The following is a 23,378-nucleotide window of genomic DNA, read 5'->3' as shown; positions in this document are numbered from 1 at the left end:
TGACTTGCCGCTTACTGGATGACAGCGTGGACGAGTGGACGCGCCGTCGGCTCTGTCGCACCGATCGTGTACGCGTGGTCCATCCGCTCGAGCGCAGATGTCATGTCTTCTTTGTTCGAACGGAGCACGGCGATCACGTCACCGGCCTCGACCTTGTCACCGACTTTCTTCTCGAGCGTGATACCGGCCGCGAAGTCGAGCTGATCATCTTTTGTCGCCCGACCTGCGCCGAGGAGCATCGCTGCCACACCGACTTCGTCAGCGATAATCGACTCGACGTAACCTGCTTGTTTCGCGACGAACGTCGTCTCATACTTCGCTTGCGGAAGTTTCGACAAGTCATCGACGAGCGACGCGTCGCCACCTTGTGCCGCTACGAACTGACGGAACACTTCGAGGGCATGACCGTCGGCCATCCGTTTCTCAAGGTCAGCGTACGCTTCCTCGAACGTCTGATAGAACTCGCCGAGTACCGCCATATGACCGGCAATCGTGAGGGCAATCGTCTTCAAGTCGGTCACGTCTTTGCCCGAGAGGACTTCAATCGCTTCTTTCACTTCATTGGCGTTCCCGATTTCGAAACCGAGCGGCTGATCCATATCCGTGATGACGGCGACCGTCTTACGGCCGACGTTCTTACCGATGGCGACCATCTCTTCAGCGAGCGCTTTCGCGTCGTCGAACGACTTCATGAACGCGCCTGAACCCGTCTTGACGTCGAGGACGATGCTGTCGGCACCGGCCGCGATTTTCTTCGACATGATCGAGCTCGCGATGAGCGGGATTGAATCGACCGTCGCCGTCACGTCACGGAGTGCGTAAAGACGTTTGTCGGCAGGCGTCAAGTTGCCCGTCTGACCGATGATTGACATCTTGATATCGTTTACTTGCTTCGTGAACTGTTCTTCCGTCAACTCGACGTTGAAGCCAGGGAACGATTCAAGCTTATCGATCGTCCCGCCCGTGTGGCCGAGACCGCGACCGCTCATCTTCGCGACCGGAATTCCGATTGACGCGACGAGCGGAGCGACGATTAAGCTGATTTTGTCACCGACGCCGCCAGTCGAGTGTTTATCAACTTTTTTACCTTGAATGTTCGACAAATCGATGACGTCACCAGACTTGACCATCTCCATCGTCAAGGCCGCCGTCTCTTTCTCTGTCATGCCGTTAAAGTAAATCGCCATCGAAAGGGCCGACATCTGATAATCAGGAATCGTCTCGTTCGTGAAGCCTTCGATGATGAAGCGAATCTCCTCTTCGTTCAATTCGCCACCGTTACGTTTTTTCAAAATCAAATCGACCATGCGCATAAGTTTCGTCCTCCTAATTGGGTAGTGGTTACATGCTCTGAATCGTGCCGCGTACGAGTGAAAGGAAGTCTTGGCGGACGCGTTCTGTCGTCTCGATGACTTCTTCATGGTTGAGCGGTTGATCTAAAATCCCGGCTGCCATGTTCGATACGCACGAGATGCCGAGCACTCGCATATCTGAGTGACGGGCCACGATGACTTCAGGCACCGTCGACATGCCGACAACGTCGCCTCCGAGCAGGCGAGCCATCTTCACTTCGGCCGGTGTCTCATACGTCGGACCCGTGTTCCCGAAGTAGACGCCTTTTTGAACAGAAAGTCCAAGTTTTGTGGCGACGCCTTCCGTCAATGTGACGAGCTCCTTATCGTACGCTTCTGACATGTCCGGGAAACGTGTTCCGAAGTCGCTCGCGTTCTTACCGATGAGTGGGCTCGTACCGAAGAAGTTGATGTGATCCGTAATGATCATCAAGTCCCCCGGGTTGAACGACTCGTTGCAAGCACCAGCCGCATTCGTGACGATGAGCGTTTCGACACCGATCAATTTGAGGACGCGGACCGGGAACGTCACTTGTTCCATTGAGTAGCCTTCATAGAAGTGGAACCGTCCTTGCATCGCGACGACGCGTTTTCCTTCGAGGTCCCCGAAGACGAGTTGGCCGGCGTGGCCTTCGACGGTCGATACCGGGAAGTGCGGGATATCCTCATAAGGGATTTTCACCGCGTTCTCGATTTCATCCGCGAGGACGCCGAGACCTGAGCCGAGAATGAGTCCGATTTCTGGTGTTCCGTTCATGCGTTCCTGTAAAAATGCCTTTGTTTCGTTCCAATTTACCATGAGTAATGCCTCCTCAAATTTCGTTTAAGAAACTCTTTCCGTGTGCTGGTGCATCGACGTCGAAGTTATCGGCCACTGTGGCGCCGATATCGGCGAACGTTCCGCGGATGCCGAGGTCGACCGCTGTCGAACCGTGATGATGGACGATGAGCGGCACATATTCACGCGTATGGTCCGTTCCCGGTGCCGTCGGGTCGTTCCCGTGGTCGGCCGTAATGATGAGCAAGTCGTCTTCACGCAACTTCTCCATTACTTCCGGTAGACGGGCGTCATACTCTTCAAGCGCGATCGCATAGCCTTCTGGGTCACGGCGGTGACCGAAGAGCGCATCGAAGTCGACGAGGTTCAAGAAGCAGAGACCTTCGAACTCTTCATCGAGCGATTCGACGAGTTTGTCCATGCCATCCATGTTCGATTTTGTCCGAATCGCTTTCGTGACACCTTCGCCGTCATAGATGTCGCTGATTTTCCCGAGAGCGATCACATCTTTCCCTGCCGTCTCGAGCGTGTTCATGACCGTCTTGCCGAACGGCTTGAGCGCATAGTCGTGACGATTAGATGTCCGGACCCACGCGCCAGGCGTTCCGAGGAACGGTCGGGCGATGATGCGGCCGAGCATGTACGGGTCTTCGCGCGTGATTTCACGGGCGTATTCGCAGATGCGGTACAACTCGTCGAGCGGGACGACTTCTTCGTGCGCCGCGATTTGGAGCACCGAGTCAGCTGATGTATAGACGATCAAGGCACCTGTTTTGACATGCTCTTCGCCGAGCTCATCCAAGATCTCTGTCCCTGATGCCGGCTTGTTGCCGATGATGTCACGGCCGCTGAACTCTTTGAGCCGGTCGATCAAATCGTCCGGGAATTCTTCGAACACGCGGAAAGGCGTATCGATATGAAGGCCCATGATCTCCCAGTGGCCAGTCATCGTGTCTTTCCCGGCCGAGATTTCTTCCATGCGTCCGTAGGCGCTCGGTGTCGTCGACACTTCGATGCCGTCAATCGGCTTGATGTTCGACAGCCCGAGGCGGCCCATGTTCGGCATGTTCAACCCACCGTGTTCACGAGCGATATGCCCGAGCGTGTCTGAACCGACGTCTCCGAACTGGTCGGCATCTGGGGCTTCCCCAATCCCGACCGAGTCCATGACGACCAAGAAAATACGTTTAAATTTCTTCACAAAAAGTTCCTCCTTTAGTGTCTTTACGCACGCGGATGATGTTTTCGATAGACATCGTGGAGTCGTGCCTTATTGACATGTGTGTAGATTTGAGTCGTGGAGAGATCGGCATGCCCAAGCATCTGTTGGATGGCCCGAAGATCGGCCCCGTTCTCGAGCAAGTGTGTCGCGAACGAATGACGGAGCACGTGTGGCGTGATCTCTTTTTGGATGCCGGCCTCTTTGGCCCGTCGTTTGATCATCTTCCAGAACCCTTGACGGCTGAGCCTTCCGCCGCGCCCGTTCAAGAACAACGCCTCGGTCTCCCGACCGCCGAGCCCGTTACGGGCCTGTTGGATATAGCGTTCGACAAAACCTTGGGCGACAGACGACACCGGGATGATCCGGGCGCTCTCGCCTTTGCCTTCACACTGTAGATACCCCAATTCGAACTGTAAATCATCCAAATCAAGCCCAAGAAGTTCGCTGACGCGCATGCCCGTTCCGTAGAGCAGTTCGAGCATGGCCCGATCGCGGAGCGCGAGCGGGTCTGACGTCGGCACACTGTCGAGCAACCGTTCAACTTCATCTTGAGACCACGTGTCAGGCAGATGCCGTTCCGCTTTCGGCGTCTCCAAATAAAGTGCCGGGTCAGTCGTTGCACCACCTGTCATCTTCAAATGATGATGGAACGTCCGAATCGAACTGACGGCCCGTCGGAGTGATGAAGCAGCCCGACCGGCTTGCGATAACTCTTCCATATGTTTGACGATGTGTGCCCGCGTGACTTCATTCCATTCTGTCACCCCGAGTTGGGTAAGTGTCGATAAGTACTGGGTCAAATCGCTCGCATAGGCTTGTCTCGTGTTCGTGGACATTCGTTTCTCAACCGTCATATACTGCAAAAATAACTCGACTTGCGAACGCATGACATCCCCCTCCTTCCTCGCTACACCTGAATACGCTTACATCATATCACTTATGTAAACCGTTGTGAAGACGTCTGACCTCATTTTTTTTAAAGCTTTTTTGTGACAGGAATTGGTGAGGTTTTCACGCATATATTTCGATTGAGGGCTTACAAATCTCATCATGATTTGGTACACTCAAGTCGACTTATTAAAATGATTTAAAAAGTTTAAAAGGAGTCGTCCATGAACCAGACCATTACTAATCTGACGGTCGCCGTCAGACGTCAACTCGTCTTATCCGGTCATTCGACCATCGCCGCCATCTCAGAAGCGACCCGGCTCAGTTTTCCGACCGTCAAGAAGCAGTTGGAGCAGTTGATGGAGGCCGGTGAAGTGTTTGAACAAGGTTTTGAGGATTCACGCGGTGGTCGCCCAGCCAAACGTTACATCTATAATGAACGGTTCACGCACGGATTGACGCTATACGTCGAGAAGTCGGTCGTCCGCTATCGTGTCATCGATAGCATCGGTACGATGATCGACGACGGGACGCAGGAGATTCTAAACGGGGACCACCTCGGTGCGCTCGGCTCGGTGCTCGACCGACAGTTGGACCGAACCCCCGATATGAGCGCGATCTCCATCGGTGTCGCAGCGGCCGTCGCAGATGGGACGGTCATCTTCGCCCCGGACTATCCGACGTTCGCACACCTCGACTTGAAAAGTTGGGTCGAGTCGCGTTCCAATCGCCTTGCCGTCATCGAGAACGATATGAACGCTGCCGTCTATGGATACGGACACACGCACGAACTCGCCGGTGACCAATCTATCGTCTACATCTATTTAGGAAAGAACGGACCCGGTGCCGGGATTCTCATCAACGGACAGCTCATCCGCGGCAAGACGGGATTCAGCGGGGAAATCTCGTTTTTACCCCTTTACGACGACTCGACGTTTCATAATCGGATGGAGAGCGAGCGAGCGGCCCCGCTTTCGGATTCCGCTTTCGATGCGCTCGGTCGGCTTGTCGCGACGTTCACCGCGACGCTGAATCCGAACGCCATCATTTTTTCGGACGTCGATCTCGTCGATACCGAGTTGGAGGGGATTCGGCACGCCTGCCAGCGTCATATTCCGGCGGCTCACACCCCAGATTTATTGATCGGCATATGGGAGGAAGATTATTTCGCAGGCTTAGCTCGACGTTGCGTCGGGTTGATCCTTGAATCGATTTGAAGAGGTGAATTATGACAGGATTTTTATTATTGACCGTGATTTACATTGCCTTTATCAGTCTTGGCCTGCCCGACGCCTTGCTCGGTGTCAGTTGGCCGTTGATGCACGTCGAGTTCAACGCCCCGATCTCGATGGCCGGATGGATTTTTATGACCATTGCTGCAGGCACGATTTTATCGAGCCTACTCAGCGGTAGGTTGCTCGAACGTTTCGATACGAAGCAAGTCACGTTCGGCTCCGGACTCGTGACGGCAATGTGCCTGCTCGGCTTTTACGCGGCCCCGTCCTTGATTTGGCTGTTCGTCCTATCGATTCCACTCGGACTTGGTGCCGGGGCGGTCGATGCCGCGCTCAACCATTACGTCGCAGAAAACTATCAGGCGCACCATATGAACTGGCTCCATTGTTTCTGGGGCGTCGGAGCGACGGGCGGACCGCTCGTCATGGCCGGTGTCTTGACGGAGAGCGGTTGGCGTGACGGCTATTTAATCGTCGCGTTGATTCAGTTCGCGCTCGCCTTCCTCCTGCTCCTGTCGTTCCCGCTTTGGAAGCGCGAAATCAAAACGGAGCCCTCCACGCTCGAACGACAAGAGACGGCTGCGGCCGCGCTCGAACGAAAGATGCCGAAAGGCCTCTCGTATGCGCTGGCCACGTTCCTGCTCTATTGTGGGATTGAGGCGCTCATCGGCCTGTGGGCCAGCAGTTATCTCGTCCAGATGAAACAGTTCTCTGTCGCGACGGCCGCGACGTGGGTTTCAATCTATTACGGCAGCATCACGCTCGGTCGCTTCCTGAGCGGGTTCCTCTCGTTCCGCTTCACGAATCGACAAATGATTCGGCTCGGGCAAACCTTCGCTTTAATCGGTAGCCTCGTGTTTCTCATTCCGGCGACCGGAGCGATGTTGATCGGATTGATTTGTATCGGGCTAGGCTTGGCCCCGATTTACCCGAGCATGCTCCATGAGACGCCGCAGCGGTTCGGGAAGGAACGGGCAAAACGGTTGATGGGCTTCCAGATGGCGTTCGCCTACACGGGCAGCACGTTCCTGCCACCGCTATTCGGACTCATCGTGTCTCAGACGTCGCTCGGCCTATTCCCGCTCGTGACCGTCTTGATCATGCTCGGGATGCTCTTGAACACGGAACGCTTGAACTTGATCATGCACCAACCATCAAAGGAGGAACTCACATGAAAATCGAACACATCGCCATATGGGTGAACGACCTCGAACCGATGCGCCGCTTCTACGAGACGTACCTCGGGGCAACTGCGAACGACAAGTATACGAACGAACAAAAACAGTTCGAATCCTATTTTTTGACGTTCCCTGATTCGACATGCCGGCTCGAGTTGATGCGACGCCCGGACGTCCAAGGCACACCACGCGAAACGATTGGCTACGCGCATATCGCGTTCGCGCTCGGTAGCAAAGAGGCGGTCGATGCGTTGACACGACGACTCGAAGTCGACGGGTATCCGCTCATCGACGGACCGCGGACGACGGGAGACGGTTATTATGAAAGTGTCCTGCTCGACCCCGAACAAAATAAACTTGAATTGACGATTTAAGGAGATGAGACGATGATTCAGGCGATTTTACTCGACCTTGACGGAACGTTATTGACCGACCAGAAGATGATTTCATCGCGCACGAAACAGATATTGCTCGACCTCCAGGCGGAAGGCAAAAAAGTCGTACTCGCCTCCGGCCGGCCGAAACGGGGCATCGAACCGTTCGCCGAAGAGCTCAGACTGCATGAATACGGGGGACTCATCGTCTCCTCGAACGGGGCGTGCGTCACGGATGCTGCGACGAATGAAACATTGTTCGAACAGGCGATTCATCCGAACGACGCTCGTGCCATTTTGGATCATTTGACCGGCTTCGACGTCATTCCGATGATCAATGACGAGACGTATATGTATGTCAATGACGTCTTCAACGGCATGCTCGAGTTAAATGGTAAGCCGTTCAATATCATCGAATATGAGTCGCGCGGTGGACGATTCCAATTGCGGGAAGCACCCCGTCTCGCCGACGCCATCCATTTCCCCGTCTATAAGATTCTCGTCGCGGGACAACCTGACTATCTACAGGCCCATGCCGCGTCGCTCGCCGCACCGTTCACGGACCGCGTAACGGGCATGTTCACGGCCGCCATGTACTATGAGTTCACGGATCTCGGAATCGACAAGGCCCGGGCACTTAATCATGTGTTCCGGGAGATTGGGATTGACCGCGAGCATGTCATCGCGTTCGGTGACGGGCATAACGACCGGTCGATCATCGAGTATGCCGGCATCGGCGTCGCCATGGGCAACGCCGTCGAGGACATCTTGACCATTGCCACGGAAGTGACGACATCGAACAATGAAGACGGGATCGCCACCGTCTTGTCCCGTTACTTGACGACGTGACGACATACAAAAGACAGGCAGCCTTTGAGGGGCTGCCTGTCTTGCTTTATCCGTTGATGACTGCTTTATGACCCTCGAGCGTGACGCCTTTGGCTTGGCAAACTTTACAGATGCCGTGAAACGTCAAGCGATGATCTTTGATTAAAAATTCGTATTTGCTTTCGACTTTCTTCTCGACGTCGACGAGCAAGTCTTCCATGATCTCCTCGACCGAACCGCACTCGACACAGACGAGATGATGGTGCGAATGGTTCGCGCCTTCTGGTCTGAGGTCGAAACGGGCGACGCCGTCACCGAAGTTGACTTTGTCGACGACACCGAGCTCCGTCAATAGCTCCAGCGTCCGATAGACGGTCGCGAGCCCGATTTCCGGTGCGATGCTTTTGACGAGCATGAACACGTTCTCTGCGCTCAAATGGTCCGTCTCATTCTCAAGTAGAATCCGGACAGTTGATTCTCGTTGCGGTGTCAATTTATATCCTTTGGCGCTCAATTGCTGTTTGATCCGTTCAATTCGCGTTTCCATAAGGCGCCCCCTCTTAGCATAATTCACTATTCAAAGCATACCGAAGTTCGTCCGGTTTTTCAAATTAAAATGATTCCTATGTAAGTGTAACATAACTCACTCTAGTTTAGAATCATTTCAATTTAGATAATTGCCACCACTGAATCGCCATAATCGTCTTCGCGTCAGTGATGCGTCCACTCGCCAGCAAGTCGACCGCCTCGTCGAACGTGAAGCGTTGGACTTGTAAAAACTCGTCCTCATCAAGGTTCATCGTACCGGCCGTCAAGCCGTGGGCGACATAGACATCGACCCGTTCACTACAAAAACCGGGTGCCCCGTAAAATGAGAAGATTTTTTCGAGCGTCTCGGCCGTATAACCGGTCTCTTCTTCGAGTTCGCGATTCGCGCTCGCGAGCGGTTCCTCACCGACTTCTAATTTACCGGCCGGAATCTCGAGTGACATCGATTCAAACGCTTTCCGGTACTGCTCGACGAGGACGATGCGATCGTCTTCATCGACGACGAGGACGGCGACGGCCCCGTTATGGTAGACGAGTTCACGGACCGAGGTCCCTCCGTTCGGGAGCGAGACGACGTGTTTCTCAACGTTAAAGATCTTTCCTTCGTAAATGACTTCCCGTTCAATCGTTTTCTCTTCCATTTGTATGTACCCCTCACTTTTCCTATATACTGTGATTATGATTCATATCGTCAGACGGAACAAGGAGGAATTATCAATGGCAGAGTTAGGATTAGGAACCATGTCGATTTTAAAACACGGGGAAGCAGAAGGTCGTCGGATTCTAGAGGCCGCCTACGACGCTGGGATTCGGCATTTCGATACGGCCGACGTCTACGATCACTTCAAGGTGGAACGTCTAGTCGGTTCGACGTTTGCCGGACGCCGGGACGAACTGTTCTTGACGAGCAAGGGCGGGAACGTGCGAACGGAGGATGGGATGCGCTGGAATCCGAGCGCCGCGTATTTGGAGCAGGCGCTCGCCGATTCGCTCGAACGTCTCCAGACTGACTATTTGGATTTATATTACGTCCATGGCGGCACGATCGAGGACGACCTCGATGAGACAATCGCCTTCATGCGCCGGCAAAAACAAGCCGGGGTCGTCCGACAAATCGGACTGTCCTCGATTCGTCCGAACGTCATTCACTATTGGCTCGAGCACGGTGAACTCGACGTCTTGATGACACCATATTCGTTGCTCGATCGTCGCGTCGAATCACTCGACCTCGACATCCCGATTGTCGGGCGCGGACCGCTCGCCAAAGGACTATTGACCGCCGAGTGGTCCGAGCGCTTGACGGACAAAGGCTTCGAAGCATGGACTGCATCAGAGTTACGCGACGTGTTGCCGACGATCCCGACGCCGATTCAAGCTTACGCCCTTGCCGCCGCGAAACGAACGTGTGCCGTCGTCCTGCCGGGTGCCTCTTCGGTCGATCAATTGAACGAATTGATTGCCGCCAATCAAGCCGACGTCGATTCGGACAAACTTGATGAGCTGTTGGCACGGCTGCCTATTCACCCCTACACAAAACATGCGACCTGAACGTCAGGTCGCATCGGTGTCACGTTGTTTCATTTGTTCGATGGCCCAATCGGCCCAACCGGCGTAGTTTTCCATCATCCGAATCGCATACTCGCTCGTCAGTAAATAGCCGAGCGTATCGGCCTCGGACTGATGGGCCGCTTGAAACGCCCGGATTTGATGGGCGACTTGCTCGTGATGCGCTTTCGTCTCTTCGACGTAGCGAATCGCCTCGTCGAGCGGGAGCAACTGCAACAGGCTGACCCGGAGCAAGTTCTCGTCTTTCATTTTCGGTTGGTACGAGGTCGGTTGCCGCAACCAGTCGATCAACTCTTGACGTCCCGTGTCGGTGATCGAGTAAATCTTTTTGTCCGGTAAATCATGTTGGGCCACATGCTCAGAGGAGACGAGTGCTTCGTCTTCCATTTTTAACAGTTCACGGTAAATCTGTGTATGATGGGCGTGCCAAAAATGAATCATTTGCGCTTTGAACGTCGCGTTCAAGGCATAGCCGGTAGCGGGTTGATGGGTCAATAACCCGAGTAGTGCATGACGTAACGCCATAACCATCACCTATCCCTTGCGGTTCTATTTTTATTAGTGTATCACATATTGCAGCGCGACCGAGAATGCCAATCGGTTGACGCCCATTGCGATTACACAGACAATATACGTGAAGGGAGAGATTTTTTATGAAACCGATTCAATCCGATCAGCAATTCCAAGAAGCCATTCAAGATAAAGGCATGGTCGTCTTCACGACGTCATGGTGCCCTGACTGCCGTCGACTCGACATGTACGTCGACGAGCTCGTCAAAGACTACCCACAGTTCAACTGGTACGTCGTCGACCGCGACGAATTGCCGGAACTGTCGGACGCGCAAGAAGTACGGGGCATTCCCTCGCTTCTCTTCTATAAAGAAGGCGTCAAACAAGAGCATCTCCACTCGGCGAACGCCAAGACAGAGATGCAAATCCGCTCGTTCCTCGATACGTTGAACGACTAAACAAAAAGACGACCGTCATGGTCGTCTTTTTTCGTTCTTTCAAGTAAATCGTTCGACGTAGCGTCGGTCGATTGTCCGTTTCAACCAAAACGGTAACCGCCCGTGCCACGTCAACTTCCCGTACGTCAAGAGTGCTTGTCCCGGAGTCGTCAGCAAGATGTTGAGCGATGTCCGTGATTTGAACGGCCGCTTTGTGCCCAGCAGCAGACGTGCGACGTGTCGCCCCGAGCGGACGGCATCGACGCCTCCGTTCAACCGGGCCGCCATATCGCCCGTAACAAAGATATCGCGATAGACCGGGTGCCGCAAATCGTCTTCGGTCTCGATGAACGCCGCTTCTTCCGCCAGTCCGGCCGCTGACCACCAGTCGTCGGCGACGACACCGGTCGCATCCAAGACGAGTCCGTCCTCTTGTCCAGGTTGGAACGGGGCCAGGATGATCGTCACGCCGCTCCGGACGAGACGACGTGCCATACGTCGACCGACATCACGGGGAAGTTCGGGCAAGATGTTCCGGGCATAGAGCGTCACCCGTCGTTGTTGGCGGATGCACGCGAAGGCGAGCTCGACGCCGGCCTTGCCGCCGCCGACGATCGTGATCGCATCACTCTGTAAAATCTCGTCCAACAAGTTTGTCGTCATCGGCTTCAACTCTTTTCCGAGCCCACGACTTTTCGCACCGGTCGCGAGCACGAGGACATCATAGCCGACTTGGCCGCGTTCGGTCTCGACGATCCGGGCATCCGGGTCGAGCCCGATGAGGCGATGGGCGATCGGTGTGACGTCGGACCGGAGCCGAGTCGTCGCCGATTCCATCTCCCCGGCGATCACTTGCGGGAACGCGCCCGTGTATATCGTTTCGCGTCCCCCGATATACTGGACGTCATACCGTTCATGGAGCACGTCGAGCCGAGCGAGAATTTCAAGTTGCCCGTGACCGAGCCCGACAAGGACGAGACGCGGCTTCATCGTAAAATCCGCCGCGCTTCGAACAACCGCTGTAAAATGGTCGACACTTCAAGGACGAGGAAAATCGTCGCGATGACGCCAATCCATGTCGGGAATATAATCATGAGCGTGAACAAGATGAAGCATTCCGTCCGCTCCAAAATCCCCGGTTGGTAATAGAACGACTTCTCCGACCGGCGGGAGCTGCTCGCCCCGACGGCGAGGAACAACGTCATCGCCACGACGAACGACCCGAGCAACAGCAGAAAGATCGGCATATGCTCGGGATGGCGCAAGGCGAGCGCGATGACGACGGCGATCTCGACGATGCGATCGAACACGAGGTCGAGCACCGTCCCGAAGCTAGTTTTTTGCGAGCGACGCGCCATCGTCCCATCGAGGACGTCGAACAGGCCCGACACCCATAACAGCAAGACGGCCGTCCATAGCATGTCGTTATAAATAAAGAGGCCGACCGAGACGCCGATGATGCCCCCGAGGACGGTCACCTCATTCGGGGTGAACTTCCATTTCAAGAGCCGATCGGCCCCGCGTTCGATGACGGGACGGACGAACCGGCTACCGTATGTGTCTAACATCAAATTCCTCCTTGTCTCTTCCGTAAATAATACGTCTCCCCGTCTCGGAACGATTCATGCCGCGGCAAGATGACATAGTCCCCTCGCTCGCGGCGATACTCGCCGAGACGATGCCCGAAACGCGTGAACGACCGGACGAGCTTGACCGTCTCGTCCGTCGGGGTTTCCGTCACTTCGATGTGAAGCGAAGGATACGACCTGCCACCCAGTTCGATAAAGTCGCCGAACGTCGATTCCGTCTCGGCTAACGTTTGTGGGGTGCCGGTCGCGCGGACGCGTCCTGCTTCGAGCAGCGTCACCCGGTCAGCGACGAGCATCGCTTCCTCCCGGTCATGCGTCACGAGGAGCGCCGTCAATCCGAGTTCGCGGACGAGGTCGCGGATCAAGCGTTGCAACTCGTACTTGAGCTCAGGGTCGAGGTTCGTGAACGGCTCATCGAGCAGAATGAGTCGCGGGGAAGCCGCTAGCGCCCGGGCAAAGCTGACACGTTGTTGTTCTCCGCCGGAGAGCTCGTGAATCTCAGCGTCATAGCGACCCGGTAGCCGGACGCGGGCGAGCCACGCCTCCGCTTCTTCTCGTGACCGCTTCGGCGTCGCCAGCGTCACGTTCTCCCCGACCGTCAAATGTGGGAACAAGAGCGCGGATTGCGACAACATCGTGATTCGGCGCAAGTGAGGCGGCACCCCGTCGAGCGGGGTCTCGTCCCACGTCACCGTACCAGCGTCTAACGTCTCCAGACCGGCGACGATGCGGAGCAACGTCGACTTCCCGGACCCGCTCACACCGACCAGCGCGTGAATCTCGCCGTTCGGGATTTCAAGATCGATGCCGCGTAACACGTCGCGGTCTTTAAAGCGTTTTTGAACGCCTGCTAACACTAAACTCATTGCAACCGCCCTTTCACCAATCTGATCCAGATGCCGAACAGTCCGCCGAGCCCAAGATAGAGGAGGACCGGAACGAGGATGAGCACCCATGTATTCTGTAACGCCAAGGAGACGTCATTGCCTGCATACGCCTGATAGAGCTGTGACGTGACCGTCGGGATGAGTCCGGCCCCCATCAATTGGACGAGCACGAATTGACTCAAGACGATGACGGTCGAGAACAAGACAATCGTCCGAATCGTTTCTTTTAAAAGCGGGAACAACACGAGGCCGAACCGGCTCCACGGGGCGAGCGTCAACGTCTGTTCGAGGAGCGGTCGACCGATCACGTACATGGCGTTATACGCCAACCGAATCGAGTAAGGCAGCGTCGTGACGAGCAGGACGAGCCCGACGCCGATGTGCGTGCCGACAAGACCGAGTTGCGCCACGGCGATATACATGCCGAACATGCTGGCCAGGACCGGGATGAACAACGGCAGGAACGTGAACCATTCGACTGTAGTCTTCCATCTCGAGTCGGTGAACATGAGCCACCACGCCGTCCCGATGCCGAGCCAGACGTTGACGAACCCGAGGACGATGACATAGAGGACCGTATTCCCAATCGCCTCGTCCCAGCTGAAAGTGGCCGGGAATGCCAAAAACAGCCCGATGAACGGGAACAGGATCAAACCCGCAATGAGAAGCCGACTCATCGCCTCACCCCCCGTTCGATGCGCCGCCGTCGTTTAGCCGTCACCGTATAGGAGCCGATGACACCGATAAAGATGAACAGCGTCCAGACGAGGGCGACCGCATATGACTCGACCGCATTCAAGAACAGCCCGGTCGTCAATCGTTCATAGGCGAGTACCCCGAGCAGCTCGGGGTACGTGACCCCTAACAAGGCCGGCACTTCATAAGCGAACGAAATGAAGGCGACGAGCACCCAGAACGAATCGAGGAGCGGTTTGACGAGGAACGGCCATTCGGCCACCTTAAACTGTTCGAACGGCGTCAGTTGAAGCGTCTTCGCCATATCCACGTAGCCCCGGTTCAATTGGACATACGTCCCAATCACCATCAAAAACACGAACGGCACCTCTTTCCAGACGTACGTCAAGATGACGACGAGATGGTGGCGTTCATTCGCTTCCACGAACCCATAGACCGGGAAGCCGCCCGAGAACAATACATAAAATAAATACGCGGCCGCGACGTGCGGTACGAACATCGGCCATCTAAGCAGTGACGCGAGCCATGTCGACTGGCGCCGATACACCGAGCGGGCAAGCCATGTGCCGATCACGAGCGAGATGACCGTCGAGACGAGCGTCACATACAGCGTCACGGCGAGACTGGCACGCCAGGCCGCATCGTTCAACTCAGACCAGTCGAAGCCGACGGTCTCGTATATCAAGAAGGCGACACCGGTGAACGGCAAGGCCAGAACGAACAAACTGAGCCAGAGACTACTGCGCGACACGGTCCCACTCCTCGCGAATCGCGTCAATCACGGCCGGCCCGTAGTCGGGAATCGATCGTTCGGCGAGACGTTCCGGATCGGGATAAGTGACACCCTCATCGAGCTTCAAGAAAGCGTCACGGTCGGCCGCATCGAGTTTCGTCAAATCAAGCGACGTCCCGTCCCCCCAGTATGTCGCGTCTTGTTTGGCGAGCTGGGCTTCCGGTGACAGTAACTCATTGATGACGACGAGGGCACCGTTCGGATTTTTGGCATTGAACGGTACGGCGAGGAAGTGCGTCGAGGCAATCGAATGCTCGAGCACGAGCGACCGTGTGCCGCTCGGGAACACGCCGTCATTGCGTTCTGCCTCGGCGCGGCGCTCATTGAAGCCCATCGTCATCCAGACGTCACCTGCGGCGTACAACTGGTCGAGCTGGGCGAGCGACTTCGGATACGTCGTCCCTTGTTTCCAGAAAGACGGCGACCACGTCGCGAGCTTCTCCCAAAAATCGTCCGGAATCTCACCATCACCGGCCGCAGCCCCATATTCGGCGTAAAGCAAATGACGGACGAACGCGTTCCCAGTGAAGTCTGTCACTTCAGGATACGTGAAACGGCCAGGATTTTCTTCGGTCCAACGATGTAATTCGTCGAACGTCGTCGGCGGATTTTTGACTTTGTCCGCATCATAGTGCATGACGAACTGGACGTTCCCCCACGCGACCTCAAGCCCATTCGTCGGCGTGCCCGCATCAGTCGCTTGCGCTTCCTCGTTCAACAGTGCGGCGTTCGGGATTTTGTCGAGCAGGTCACCCTGCAACAAGTCCGCCTCGGCGGCGTTACGGAAGTTGTCCCCGTTAATCCACATCAGGTCGATCGTGCCTTCTTCTCGATTCGCCCGCTTGTCGAGCGACAATTGGCGCACGAACTCGGCCGTGTCCATCGGGACGCGGTTCAACCCCACGTCATACGTCTCTTTCAGACGGGGTGCGACATACTCATCGATATAGCGATTGATGCCGTCATCGCCTCCCCACATATAAAAATTGACCGTCGACTGTTTCGCTTCTTCGGCCGCCTGTTCGAACGTCGGTGCGATTTCGGCGCGCGTCGTCCCGCAGGCAGCGAGGAAGATGAGTGACAGCATCAAACCGAACTGTTTCAATCGGCGCATCGTGTCTCCCCCTTTTTTCTCTGTGTACTGACACATTTACTTTTTGTCAAATCCCCGTTTTGCCAGCCGTTCGAACATGACCGGGCACATTGCGTACAGTTTGGCACCGAGCTCCATCCACCACGGTGCGTTCACTTCACGTTTCGACGCCTCACACGCCGCGACGACGCGTTTCGCGAGACGATTCGGGTCGAGCATGATCGATTTCACACTCGCCTCGTAACGTCCGCTCTTATCGGCCCGGAGAAAGAACGGCGTCGCGATCGGTCCCGGATTCACGGTCAACACATGAATCCCCGCCGGTTTCAGCTCCAACCGAAGCGCGTTCGAGAATTGGAGCAGCGCCGCCTTCGAACCGGCATAGACCGCCGATTTCGGGGTCGGCACTTTCGCCGCTTGCGAGCAGACGTTGATGATCGTACTGCCGCGGCGCATCGTCCGTGCACAGTCACGCGCCAGCAACATCGGGGCGGTCGCGTTCAAGCGCATCGTCTCCTCGATGACGTCGTTCGTTTGGTCGACGACCCGGTCGAACTCGCCGATCCCGGCATTGTTCACCCAGACGTCGATTGCGCCATATGTACGTTCGACTTGTGCCACGAGCGTGTCATAGTCGGTACAGACGTCGGCCACCATCCAATCGGCCGATAACGTAGACCCGAGTTCACGCAACCGCTCCTCGTTCCGAGCAATCAACGTCAATTTGGCACCCGACTCATAAAAAGAATGCGCCAGCGCGGCCCCAAAGCCGCTCGACGCACCCGTGATGACAATATGTCTCATTCTACGATTTCCTCCGCTCTCATATAAATCCATTTTCCGTCCGTCAGCTGTTTGACGATGCGTCCACGTTCCTCGAGCAACGTCAAACGGGCGAACACTTCACTGAAGACGAGCGGCATCGCTCGCCGCATCTTGCGTCCATACAGCCGCATCGACCAATCGAACACGCTCAAGCCGTCGACCCAGTCGTTGAGGAGCAGTTCACTCCGCTCATAGCGCTGACTGATGCGCGCCTCGATCAACGGAAGCGGTTTATGAATCGGTTCCCCGTGCCCGCTCACGACGAGTTTCAAGTCGACCGCTTGCAGTTTCCGTAGCGAATCGAGATAGAGGACGACCGGCGAGGCAAACCCTTCCTCTTCGTACGGCTGTTCGATGAGCGGGTTCGGTTCGACCGCGTCAATGAGATGGTCGCCCGCAATCAGCACGCCACCCGGACCGAGCAGGCCGAGCTGGTCACTCGCATGCCCAGGCAGATGAATCGTCTTCCACGCCCCGTCGCTCGTCACGTCCTGCCCGTCCTCGAACGTCATCGTCACGGTCGTCGGACCGATCCAACGCAACGCCTCCCGATAATCAGGCAGTTTGTTCACAATCGTCTCCGGTGTCCCGAACCAGTGCGCCAGGTCGTGCAAAAATTGGTTGCCCCGTTTGATGAAGTTCGGTGTCTGTTCCAAGTAACGGACGAGCTTCTCATGCCCGTACACGGGAATCGAGGCGTCACGCAGACGCCACGCCTGACCCGCATGGTCGGCATGATGGTGTGTCAAAAATAAAAAATCAATGTCCGCGAGCGTCAACTCGAGCTCGGCCAATTGTGTCGTCAATGAAGTCCACGCCTCTTCCGTGTCCGGTCCGCAATCGACCATAAAGAAACGGTTCATATGTTCGACGATATAGACGTTCACGTTGCCGACCTCGAACGGCGTCGGTATATCGAGTCTTGCCAGTTGGCTTGAAATCCAGTTCGCCACGTCCCCACAACCCCTTCCACCTATCTTCACTCATTATACCTGTCTGAAAGAATGGATTTCAATCACACAAAAAAAGGAGAGGATTTCTCCTCTCCGATGGCTTATAGGTTGATGACGGTGACTTTGTCGCGTGTCATCGTCTCGAGGCTGCGTCCAATCCCTTGAACGCCGAGGCCTGACTGCTTCACGCCGATGAACGGGAAGTGGTCTGGGCCACGTTCCGTGCGGCCGTTCACTTGAACCGTACCGACTTCGAGCTTGTCGGCGACAGTGAAGGCGCTGTTCACGTTTTGTGTGAACACGCTCGCTTGAAGACCGAACTCAGACTCGTTCGTCAGTTCAATCATCTCATCGAGCGAGTTGACACGGATGACCGGCAGGACCGGTCCGAACGGCTCTTCCCAAGCGACGCGCATGTCACGCGTGACGTGGTCGAGTAGCGTCGGATGCAACAGGTTGCCGTCGCGCTCGTTTCCGTGGACGACCGTCGCTTGCTTGTTGACGGCATCGTCAATCAAGCCTTGGACGTAATCCGCCGACTTCTTGTCGATGAGTGGGACGATGAAGCTGTTGTCGACCGGTGACCCGACCGAAAGCTTCTCGACGCGCTCTTTCAACATGCCGACGAGCTCGTCCGCTTGGTGTTCGAGCACGAACACGCGCTTGATGGCCGTACAGCGTTGTCCTGAATATGAGAACGCTCCGCTGACGATTTGATCGGCCGCGAGCGTGAGGTCCGCATCTTCGAGGACGAGCGCCGGGTCTTTACCGCCGAGCTCGAGCACGACCGGTACCATCGATGCCTGTTGTGACAAGTGTTGCCCCGTCCCAGTACCACCTGTGAACGTGATCATGTCGATTCCAGGGTGTGACGTCAAGTAGTCACCGATGACCGACCCGCGTCCTGTGACGAGGTTCAAGAGTCCGCTCGGAAGACCTGCGTCTTGGAGCGCCTCGACCATCTTCACACCGCTGATGGCGCCTTGCGTCGCCGGTTTGAACACGACCGCGTTGCCTGTGATGAGCGCCGGTGCAATTTTGGCGGCTGCCAAGTTGACCGGGTAGTTGAACGGTGAAATCGCGAGGACGACACCGAGTGCTTCTTTCTTGATGATCGCCATCTTGTTTTTCGAACCGCCAGGGAATGAGTCCCCTTGCATGAACCCGCCCGTGAAGCGAAGACCTTCTTCGGCCGTATAGCGGATGATTTCCGCCGTCCGGACGACTTCTTTCTTCGCGTCGCTCAAGTTCTTCCCGACTTCGCGCATGATGATTTGACCGATCTCATCAACGCGTTCTTCGAGTTTGTCCGCCCAAGCGTACAACAGTTCGGCACGCTTGTTGACCGGAAGCGCCGCCCATTCCTGTTGTGCGCTTTTCGCGCCGTGAATCGCCTCGTCGACTTCGTCGCGAGACATCGCCTGGACGTGCCCGACGACTTCATCTGTATAAGGTGAAACGAGTTCGATTGTTTCGTTCGTTGTCGATTCCTGCCATTGTCCATTAATTAAATATGGATACGTGTTCATACTCATAATCTCTATCTGCCTCCTGAGTAAGCTTTGATATCTCGTTGCCACCCCCATTGTATGCAAAATCAAATCGGTTGAACAACTATAAAGATTCAGTTTATGTAATGTAAACGGTTACTCGTCAATTTTTTGTCAATTCCGCCTCGACTTTGCCACTTTCAACTGAAGATGTTCATCAAATCGACCGATAGAAGAGATGAGAGTACGTGAACTAGGAGGGACCACCAGTGAGCATGGATCATAATATTTTACTTGAGGCAGGTACGAACGAGTTAGAGATCGTCATTTTCCAGTCAGGCCCGTTCATTTTCGGGATTAACGTCATGAAGGTTCGTGAGATTATCACGATGCTTCCCCTCACCCCGCTCCCGGGCACGCCGGAAGCGATCATGGGATTGATTGAACTCCGCGGTGAGGTCATGACGGTCATCGATTTACCGATGGTCATCGGACATCCGCGTGACGTCGGGGACAACGACCGCTTGATCGTCTGTGAGTTCAACGGAGAGAAATCGGTGCTCCGCGTCGATCAAGTGACAGAGATTAAGCGTATCTCTTGGGAACAGATCGACACGCCGTCCGATCTCGCGCGCGGCATGCAAGGAATCACGAACGGGGTCGTCAAGACGGGCGACCAGATGATTATCCTTCTCGACTACGAGCGCATCGCCCTCGAACTGTCCCGGAAAGACATCATGGCCCGCGAATCGGTCAAACGACTCGGTGCCCGGGAGCGGTCGAACAAACACGTCTGGATCGCGGAAGACTCGGAGATGCTGCGGACGCTCATCATCGATACGCTCGACGATGCCGGCTATTTCAACACGACGATTTTCAACAACGGGAAGGAAGCGCTCGATGCGTTCGAACAGAGCGACGTCCATTGCGACTTGCTGATCACCGATATCGAGATGCCGCAAATGGACGGCTTGCATTTGACGAAACGGCTCCGGGAGATGGATCGTTTTGCTGACCTGCCGATCATCATCTTCTCGTCGCTCATCTCGGACGACTTGAAACATAAAGGCGACGCGGTCGGGGCGAACGCCCAAATCACGAAGCCAGAGATCGGCATGTTGATCGCCACGCTCGATGAATTTTTAGCCTAATCCAAAAAAACGGGACTTCGCATCGTGGCGAAATCCCGTTTTATTTATGATAATTCGTTCAAATGTGCATCCCATTCCTGGTCGAAGCGACGCATATCGGCTTCGATCTCGTCGAGAATCGGTTCGAGGTTCTCAATCGCGTTCGTCTCACCGGCCATTTCGAGCCGATGGAACCGCGCGGCCGTCTCGTCGAGTCCGACAGAATAAGAGGCCCCTTTCAACAAGTGGGCGAGCTGTTCGATCTGTTCATGATCGCGTTCTAGCACCACGCGTCTCAATTCCGGGAATTTCGCCTCAAATTGGCGGCTATATGTCTCGGCAATCTTTTTTAAGAAATCTTTATTTCCGCTAGCGATTTGATGGAGCTCCGCCAACTTTTCTTCGTTAAACAGAGCGTTATGGGGCGTTTGTGACAACTCCATCCCTCCTTTACCTCAATCCTACTAACATTCCTACCCACTGTAGCATGTTTTCGAGAAAAAACAAAAAAACTCCTCTTTTTCCGATTGCACTCTCTCATTCGCCTACCTATAATTAGGTTGAGCTAAGGTAGGAGGAACATTATGCTAACGATTTACCGTACCGACGCATCTGGGCGTGTCGACGAAATCGAAGACTTCGATAAAGGGAGCTGGATTCAACTCGTCAACCCGACGAAAGATGAGGCCGATCAAGTCATCGCCGCCTCCGGCATTCCTGAAGATTTCGTCTATGACCCGCTTGATATTGAAGAGAAACCACGTTTTGAAAAAGATGATGAGGGGCTCCTCATGATCATTGACGTCCCATACGTCGAAGAAGACGACACGGGACGCGCTTATAATACGATTCCACTCGGGATCATCGTCACGGGACGACACTTCATCACCGTCTGTTCGCGTGACCTCGACGTGCTCAATTTGTTCGCCAACGGCAAAGCTCGCTTGTTCCGGACGAACTATCGGAGCCGGTTCGTCTTCCAGATTTTGCACCGAGTCAGCATGACGTACTTGCGCTTCCTTCGCCAAATCGATCGGCGCATGGACGAGCTCGAGCAAGAGTTGCAGCGTTCGATGCGAAATCAGGAAATCTTTCAATTGATGAACTTACAGAAGTCGCTCGTCTACTTCATGACGTCGCTCAAAGCGAACGATAGCGTCCTCGACCGCATCGTCAAGACACCGAGTCTCGAGAAGCACGAGGAAGACGAGGAACTGCTCGAAGACGTGTTCGTCGAGCACCGCCAGGCGATGGAGATGGCATCGATTTACAATGACATCATCAGCATCAAGATGGACGCCTTCGGTTCGATCATCTCGAACAACGTCAACTTCGTCATGAAGTTCTTGGCCTCGATCACAATCGTACTTAGTATTCCGACGATGATCTCTGGAATATTCGGGATGAACGTCCAAGTCCCTTGGGAAGGTCAACCGATTGGCTTCGTATTTGCGATCACGATGATGGTCGGTTTCTCAAGCCTCGCGTTTTACATTTTATGGCGCAAACGATATTTCTAAAAAAAGATGGTGTCGCCGTTATGGCAACACCATCTTTTTACATCAGTTTGACCGTGACGAGGCACAAATCGTCGTCAATCTCGATTTTAGGGACGAGCTGTTCGGCAACGTGACGCGCATAATCGAGCCCGTAGGATGCGACGTCCTTCTCGAGCCAGCGGATGCCGTCGTCGATGTCTTTGCTGTAACATTCCATCAATCCATCTGTATACATATGCATCGTCATCCCCGGTTCGATGTCGATGACGTTCGATTCATAATTCGGTTCCTCGAACATGCCGACCGGGACACCAGTCGTCTCGAGACGGGCCACACCCGAGTCCGACGTCACGATGACCGGCGGATGACCGGCGTTGACGTACTCGATTTGGCGTTTCGTCGTGTCGATATAACAATAGACGGCCGTGAAATAGCTCTGCATGTCCTCTCCCGAGAACAAGAACGTCATCTGACGGTTCAATTCACTCATCACATCGACCGGGTATTGGACGTTGCTGACGAGACCGGGCAAAATCGACCGAATCCCCATCGTAATCAACGCCGACGAGACACCATGCCCCATCACGTCGAAGATGATGACCCCATAGCGATCCGGTGCGACCTGGAACCAGGCATACATATCCCCGGCCAGTTTTTTGGACGGCAAGTAGAGGGCCCGGACGTCAATCTCATCGTTGCTGATGGGCGGGGTCAACGCGCTCTGTTGAATCTTTTGCGCGAGATCGAGGTCATATTGGAGCCGCGCCTCATATTTTTTGCGTTCATCGACGGCCGCTTTGTAACGGAGTGCGGAGCGGATGCGCGCGAGCAGTTCCGTGATTTTAATCGGTTTCGTCGTATAGTCGGACGCTTCAGCATCGAGACCTTCCGCGATTTGCTTTTCCTCGGTGCGACCCGAGACCATAATCACAGGAAGTTCCTCATAGCCGCTCATCTGTCGAATCCGTTTGCACGTCTCGATTCCAGAGATTCCTGGCATCTCGACATCAAGCAGGACAAGGTCGTATAGCGACGGGGCTTGCGGGTCCATCAGGAGCGCGAGCGCATCTTCACCACTCGAGACTGAAATCGTCTCATAATCATGTTGATGCAATAATTGTTCGAGAACCATTGTATTGACCGGTTCGTCGTCCACAATCAAAATCGCCATAGTCATCCCTACTTTCTCTGTCAGTGTTCTTCTGCATATTATTGTATCATATCTAATCGCTTCATTAGGTATTTCAATGCTGTGACAGTTCGAAGTGGTTCAAAGATGGAGAATCTCGTTCGTTTTTGGCATACTGGAAGTACGAAAGCGAGGAATGCCGCATGGGATGGATATTCGCTGTGAGCGGTTTGATTATTTTGCTCGTCTTAATCGCGTCAATCGTCGTCATTCAAAAAGGATATGCCTATAAAGACAACAAAGACGACATCGTGCTCGATTACGATGAAATCAATCGCCGCATCACTGAAGAAGAACAGCAGAAAAAATAGAGCCAT

Annotated in this window: 27 protein-coding genes; 9 read left to right on the top strand and 18 right to left on the bottom strand. The window is 54.8% G+C overall.

The annotated features are described in order from the left end of the window. Positions 1 to 11: 11 nt before the first annotated feature. Genes ACZ2GZ_RS06605 through xerD form a run of 4 tightly spaced genes read right to left on the bottom strand, consistent with a single transcriptional unit; the run spans position 12 to position 4,239 of the window. Positions 12 to 1,313 (bottom strand): pyrimidine-nucleoside phosphorylase, encoded by a 1,302-nt coding sequence (locus tag ACZ2GZ_RS06605; protein WP_131471226.1) that lies wholly within the window; start codon positions 1,311 to 1,313, stop codon positions 12 to 14. 28 nt (positions 1,314 to 1,341) lie between these two features. Then, a complete protein-coding gene (locus tag ACZ2GZ_RS06600; RefSeq protein WP_034777854.1) occupies positions 1,342 to 2,151 on the bottom strand; it encodes a purine-nucleoside phosphorylase in 810 nt (269 codons plus the stop codon). Positions 2,152 to 2,164: 13 nt separating this feature from the next. Further along, positions 2,165 to 3,331: a phosphopentomutase gene (gene deoB, locus ACZ2GZ_RS06595; protein WP_131471227.1), complete on the bottom strand. Its 1,167-nt coding sequence runs from the start codon at positions 3,329 to 3,331 to the stop codon at positions 2,165 to 2,167. 23 nt (positions 3,332 to 3,354) lie between these two features. Then, on the bottom strand, positions 3,355 to 4,239 hold the full coding sequence (gene xerD / locus ACZ2GZ_RS06590) for a site-specific tyrosine recombinase XerD (protein WP_114166052.1): 885 nt from the start codon (positions 4,237 to 4,239) through the stop codon (positions 3,355 to 3,357). 225 nt (positions 4,240 to 4,464) lie between these two features. On the opposite strand from xerD, the gene ACZ2GZ_RS06585 reads away from it, so the two are divergent. The 4 genes from ACZ2GZ_RS06585 to ACZ2GZ_RS06570 are packed head-to-tail and all read left to right on the top strand — an operon-like array spanning position 4,465 to position 7,876. Then, positions 4,465 to 5,457, top strand: coding sequence for an ROK family transcriptional regulator (locus ACZ2GZ_RS06585; RefSeq protein ID WP_214714736.1), 993 nt, complete (start codon positions 4,465 to 4,467; stop codon positions 5,455 to 5,457). Positions 5,458 to 5,468: 11 nt separating this feature from the next. Further along, on the top strand, positions 5,469 to 6,650 hold the full coding sequence (locus ACZ2GZ_RS06580) for an MFS transporter (RefSeq protein ID WP_214714734.1): 1,182 nt from the start codon (positions 5,469 to 5,471) through the stop codon (positions 6,648 to 6,650). Next, entirely contained in the window at positions 6,647 to 7,027 is a 381-nt protein-coding gene (locus ACZ2GZ_RS06575) for a VOC family protein (RefSeq protein WP_021067638.1), read from the top strand. The genes ACZ2GZ_RS06580 and ACZ2GZ_RS06575 overlap by 4 nt, the downstream gene beginning before the upstream one ends. 12 nt (positions 7,028 to 7,039) lie before the next feature. Then, positions 7,040 to 7,876: a Cof-type HAD-IIB family hydrolase gene (locus ACZ2GZ_RS06570; RefSeq protein ID WP_214714731.1), complete on the top strand. Its 837-nt coding sequence runs from the start codon at positions 7,040 to 7,042 to the stop codon at positions 7,874 to 7,876. A 46-nt stretch (positions 7,877 to 7,922) separates the two neighbouring features. On the opposite strand, the gene fur is transcribed toward ACZ2GZ_RS06570, so the two are convergent. Then, the gene (gene fur / locus ACZ2GZ_RS06565) at positions 7,923 to 8,402 is read right to left on the bottom strand and encodes a ferric iron uptake transcriptional regulator (protein ID WP_016509373.1); all 480 of its coding nucleotides are present in this window, start codon (positions 8,400 to 8,402) and stop codon (positions 7,923 to 7,925) included. A 112-nt stretch (positions 8,403 to 8,514) separates the two neighbouring features. Continuing rightward, complete coding sequence (locus ACZ2GZ_RS06560; protein WP_214714728.1) at positions 8,515 to 9,045, bottom strand: NUDIX domain-containing protein; 531 nt, start codon at positions 9,043 to 9,045, stop codon at positions 8,515 to 8,517. Positions 9,046 to 9,121: 76 nt separating this feature from the next. On the opposite strand from ACZ2GZ_RS06560, the gene ACZ2GZ_RS06555 reads away from it, so the two are divergent. Then, complete coding sequence (locus ACZ2GZ_RS06555) at positions 9,122 to 9,952, top strand: aldo/keto reductase (protein WP_214714726.1); 831 nt, start codon at positions 9,122 to 9,124, stop codon at positions 9,950 to 9,952. Positions 9,953 to 9,955: 3 nt separating this feature from the next. Here ACZ2GZ_RS06555 and ACZ2GZ_RS06550 read toward each other — a convergent pair whose 3' ends face one another. Next, positions 9,956 to 10,495 (bottom strand): PadR family transcriptional regulator, encoded by a 540-nt coding sequence (locus tag ACZ2GZ_RS06550; protein ID WP_021067642.1) that lies wholly within the window; start codon positions 10,493 to 10,495, stop codon positions 9,956 to 9,958. A gap of 128 nt (positions 10,496 to 10,623) precedes the next feature. Here ACZ2GZ_RS06550 and ACZ2GZ_RS06545 point away from each other — a divergent pair, with 128 nt between their 5' ends. Further along, positions 10,624 to 10,938, top strand: coding sequence for a thioredoxin family protein (locus ACZ2GZ_RS06545; RefSeq protein WP_029595313.1), 315 nt, complete (start codon positions 10,624 to 10,626; stop codon positions 10,936 to 10,938). A 39-nt stretch (positions 10,939 to 10,977) separates the two neighbouring features. Here ACZ2GZ_RS06545 and ACZ2GZ_RS06540 read toward each other — a convergent pair whose 3' ends face one another. From ACZ2GZ_RS06540 to ACZ2GZ_RS06500, 9 genes are all read right to left on the bottom strand, one after another. Continuing rightward, complete coding sequence (locus ACZ2GZ_RS06540) at positions 10,978 to 11,907, bottom strand: NAD(P)/FAD-dependent oxidoreductase (RefSeq protein WP_214714724.1); 930 nt, start codon at positions 11,905 to 11,907, stop codon at positions 10,978 to 10,980. Then, positions 11,904 to 12,485: a CDP-alcohol phosphatidyltransferase family protein gene (locus tag ACZ2GZ_RS06535; protein WP_214714722.1), complete on the bottom strand. Its 582-nt coding sequence runs from the start codon at positions 12,483 to 12,485 to the stop codon at positions 11,904 to 11,906. The genes ACZ2GZ_RS06540 and ACZ2GZ_RS06535 overlap by 4 nt, the downstream gene beginning before the upstream one ends. Next, on the bottom strand, positions 12,485 to 13,372 hold the full coding sequence (locus ACZ2GZ_RS06530) for an ABC transporter ATP-binding protein (protein ID WP_214714720.1): 888 nt from the start codon (positions 13,370 to 13,372) through the stop codon (positions 12,485 to 12,487). The genes ACZ2GZ_RS06535 and ACZ2GZ_RS06530 overlap by 1 nt, the downstream gene beginning before the upstream one ends. Continuing rightward, a complete protein-coding gene (locus ACZ2GZ_RS06525; RefSeq protein WP_214714717.1) occupies positions 13,369 to 14,070 on the bottom strand; it encodes an ABC transporter permease subunit in 702 nt (233 codons plus the stop codon). Before ACZ2GZ_RS06525 ends, ACZ2GZ_RS06530 begins: the two co-directional genes overlap by 4 nt. Then, positions 14,067 to 14,840, bottom strand: coding sequence for an ABC transporter permease family protein (locus tag ACZ2GZ_RS06520; protein ID WP_214714715.1), 774 nt, complete (start codon positions 14,838 to 14,840; stop codon positions 14,067 to 14,069). Before ACZ2GZ_RS06520 ends, ACZ2GZ_RS06525 begins: the two co-directional genes overlap by 4 nt. Further along, the gene (locus ACZ2GZ_RS06515) at positions 14,827 to 15,996 is read right to left on the bottom strand and encodes an ABC transporter substrate-binding protein (RefSeq protein WP_214714713.1); all 1,170 of its coding nucleotides are present in this window, start codon (positions 15,994 to 15,996) and stop codon (positions 14,827 to 14,829) included. Before ACZ2GZ_RS06515 ends, ACZ2GZ_RS06520 begins: the two co-directional genes overlap by 14 nt. Positions 15,997 to 16,032: 36 nt before the next feature. After that, the gene (locus ACZ2GZ_RS06510; RefSeq protein WP_214714711.1) at positions 16,033 to 16,779 is read right to left on the bottom strand and encodes an SDR family NAD(P)-dependent oxidoreductase; all 747 of its coding nucleotides are present in this window, start codon (positions 16,777 to 16,779) and stop codon (positions 16,033 to 16,035) included. Next, positions 16,776 to 17,753 (bottom strand): MBL fold metallo-hydrolase, encoded by a 978-nt coding sequence (locus ACZ2GZ_RS06505; protein ID WP_214714709.1) that lies wholly within the window; start codon positions 17,751 to 17,753, stop codon positions 16,776 to 16,778. The genes ACZ2GZ_RS06510 and ACZ2GZ_RS06505 overlap by 4 nt, the downstream gene beginning before the upstream one ends. Positions 17,754 to 17,854: 101 nt before the next feature. Continuing rightward, positions 17,855 to 19,291 carry an NADP-dependent glyceraldehyde-3-phosphate dehydrogenase gene (locus ACZ2GZ_RS06500; RefSeq protein WP_214714927.1) on the bottom strand — a complete coding sequence of 479 codons (1,437 nt, stop codon included), beginning with the start codon at positions 19,289 to 19,291 and terminating at the stop codon, positions 17,855 to 17,857. Positions 19,292 to 19,518: 227 nt separating this feature from the next. On the opposite strand from ACZ2GZ_RS06500, the gene ACZ2GZ_RS06495 reads away from it, so the two are divergent. Beyond that, positions 19,519 to 20,394 carry a chemotaxis protein CheV gene (locus ACZ2GZ_RS06495; RefSeq protein WP_021067653.1) on the top strand — a complete coding sequence of 292 codons (876 nt, stop codon included), beginning with the start codon at positions 19,519 to 19,521 and terminating at the stop codon, positions 20,392 to 20,394. A 44-nt stretch (positions 20,395 to 20,438) separates the two neighbouring features. Here ACZ2GZ_RS06495 and ACZ2GZ_RS06490 read toward each other — a convergent pair whose 3' ends face one another. Continuing rightward, a complete protein-coding gene (locus tag ACZ2GZ_RS06490) occupies positions 20,439 to 20,816 on the bottom strand; it encodes an Hpt domain-containing protein (RefSeq protein ID WP_214714698.1) in 378 nt (125 codons plus the stop codon). Positions 20,817 to 20,957: 141 nt separating this feature from the next. Here ACZ2GZ_RS06490 and ACZ2GZ_RS06485 point away from each other — a divergent pair, with 141 nt between their 5' ends. Beyond that, on the top strand, positions 20,958 to 21,893 hold the full coding sequence (locus ACZ2GZ_RS06485; protein ID WP_214714688.1) for a magnesium transporter CorA family protein: 936 nt from the start codon (positions 20,958 to 20,960) through the stop codon (positions 21,891 to 21,893). 37 nt (positions 21,894 to 21,930) lie between these two features. Here the strand turns inward: ACZ2GZ_RS06485 and ACZ2GZ_RS06480 are convergent, their stop codons facing one another. After that, the gene (locus ACZ2GZ_RS06480) at positions 21,931 to 23,043 is read right to left on the bottom strand and encodes a PP2C family protein-serine/threonine phosphatase (RefSeq protein WP_029595303.1); all 1,113 of its coding nucleotides are present in this window, start codon (positions 23,041 to 23,043) and stop codon (positions 21,931 to 21,933) included. A gap of 161 nt (positions 23,044 to 23,204) precedes the next feature. Here ACZ2GZ_RS06480 and ytzI point away from each other — a divergent pair, with 161 nt between their 5' ends. Further along, positions 23,205 to 23,372 (top strand): YtzI protein, encoded by a 168-nt coding sequence (gene ytzI / locus ACZ2GZ_RS06475; protein ID WP_021067657.1) that lies wholly within the window; start codon positions 23,205 to 23,207, stop codon positions 23,370 to 23,372. Positions 23,373 to 23,378 lie beyond the last annotated feature (6 nt).

It is taken from the genome of Exiguobacterium sp. KKT215, assembly GCF_055635335.1.
Note: the sequence above shows the minus strand (reverse complement) of the source record. Positions and strands in the feature narration are given on the sequence as shown.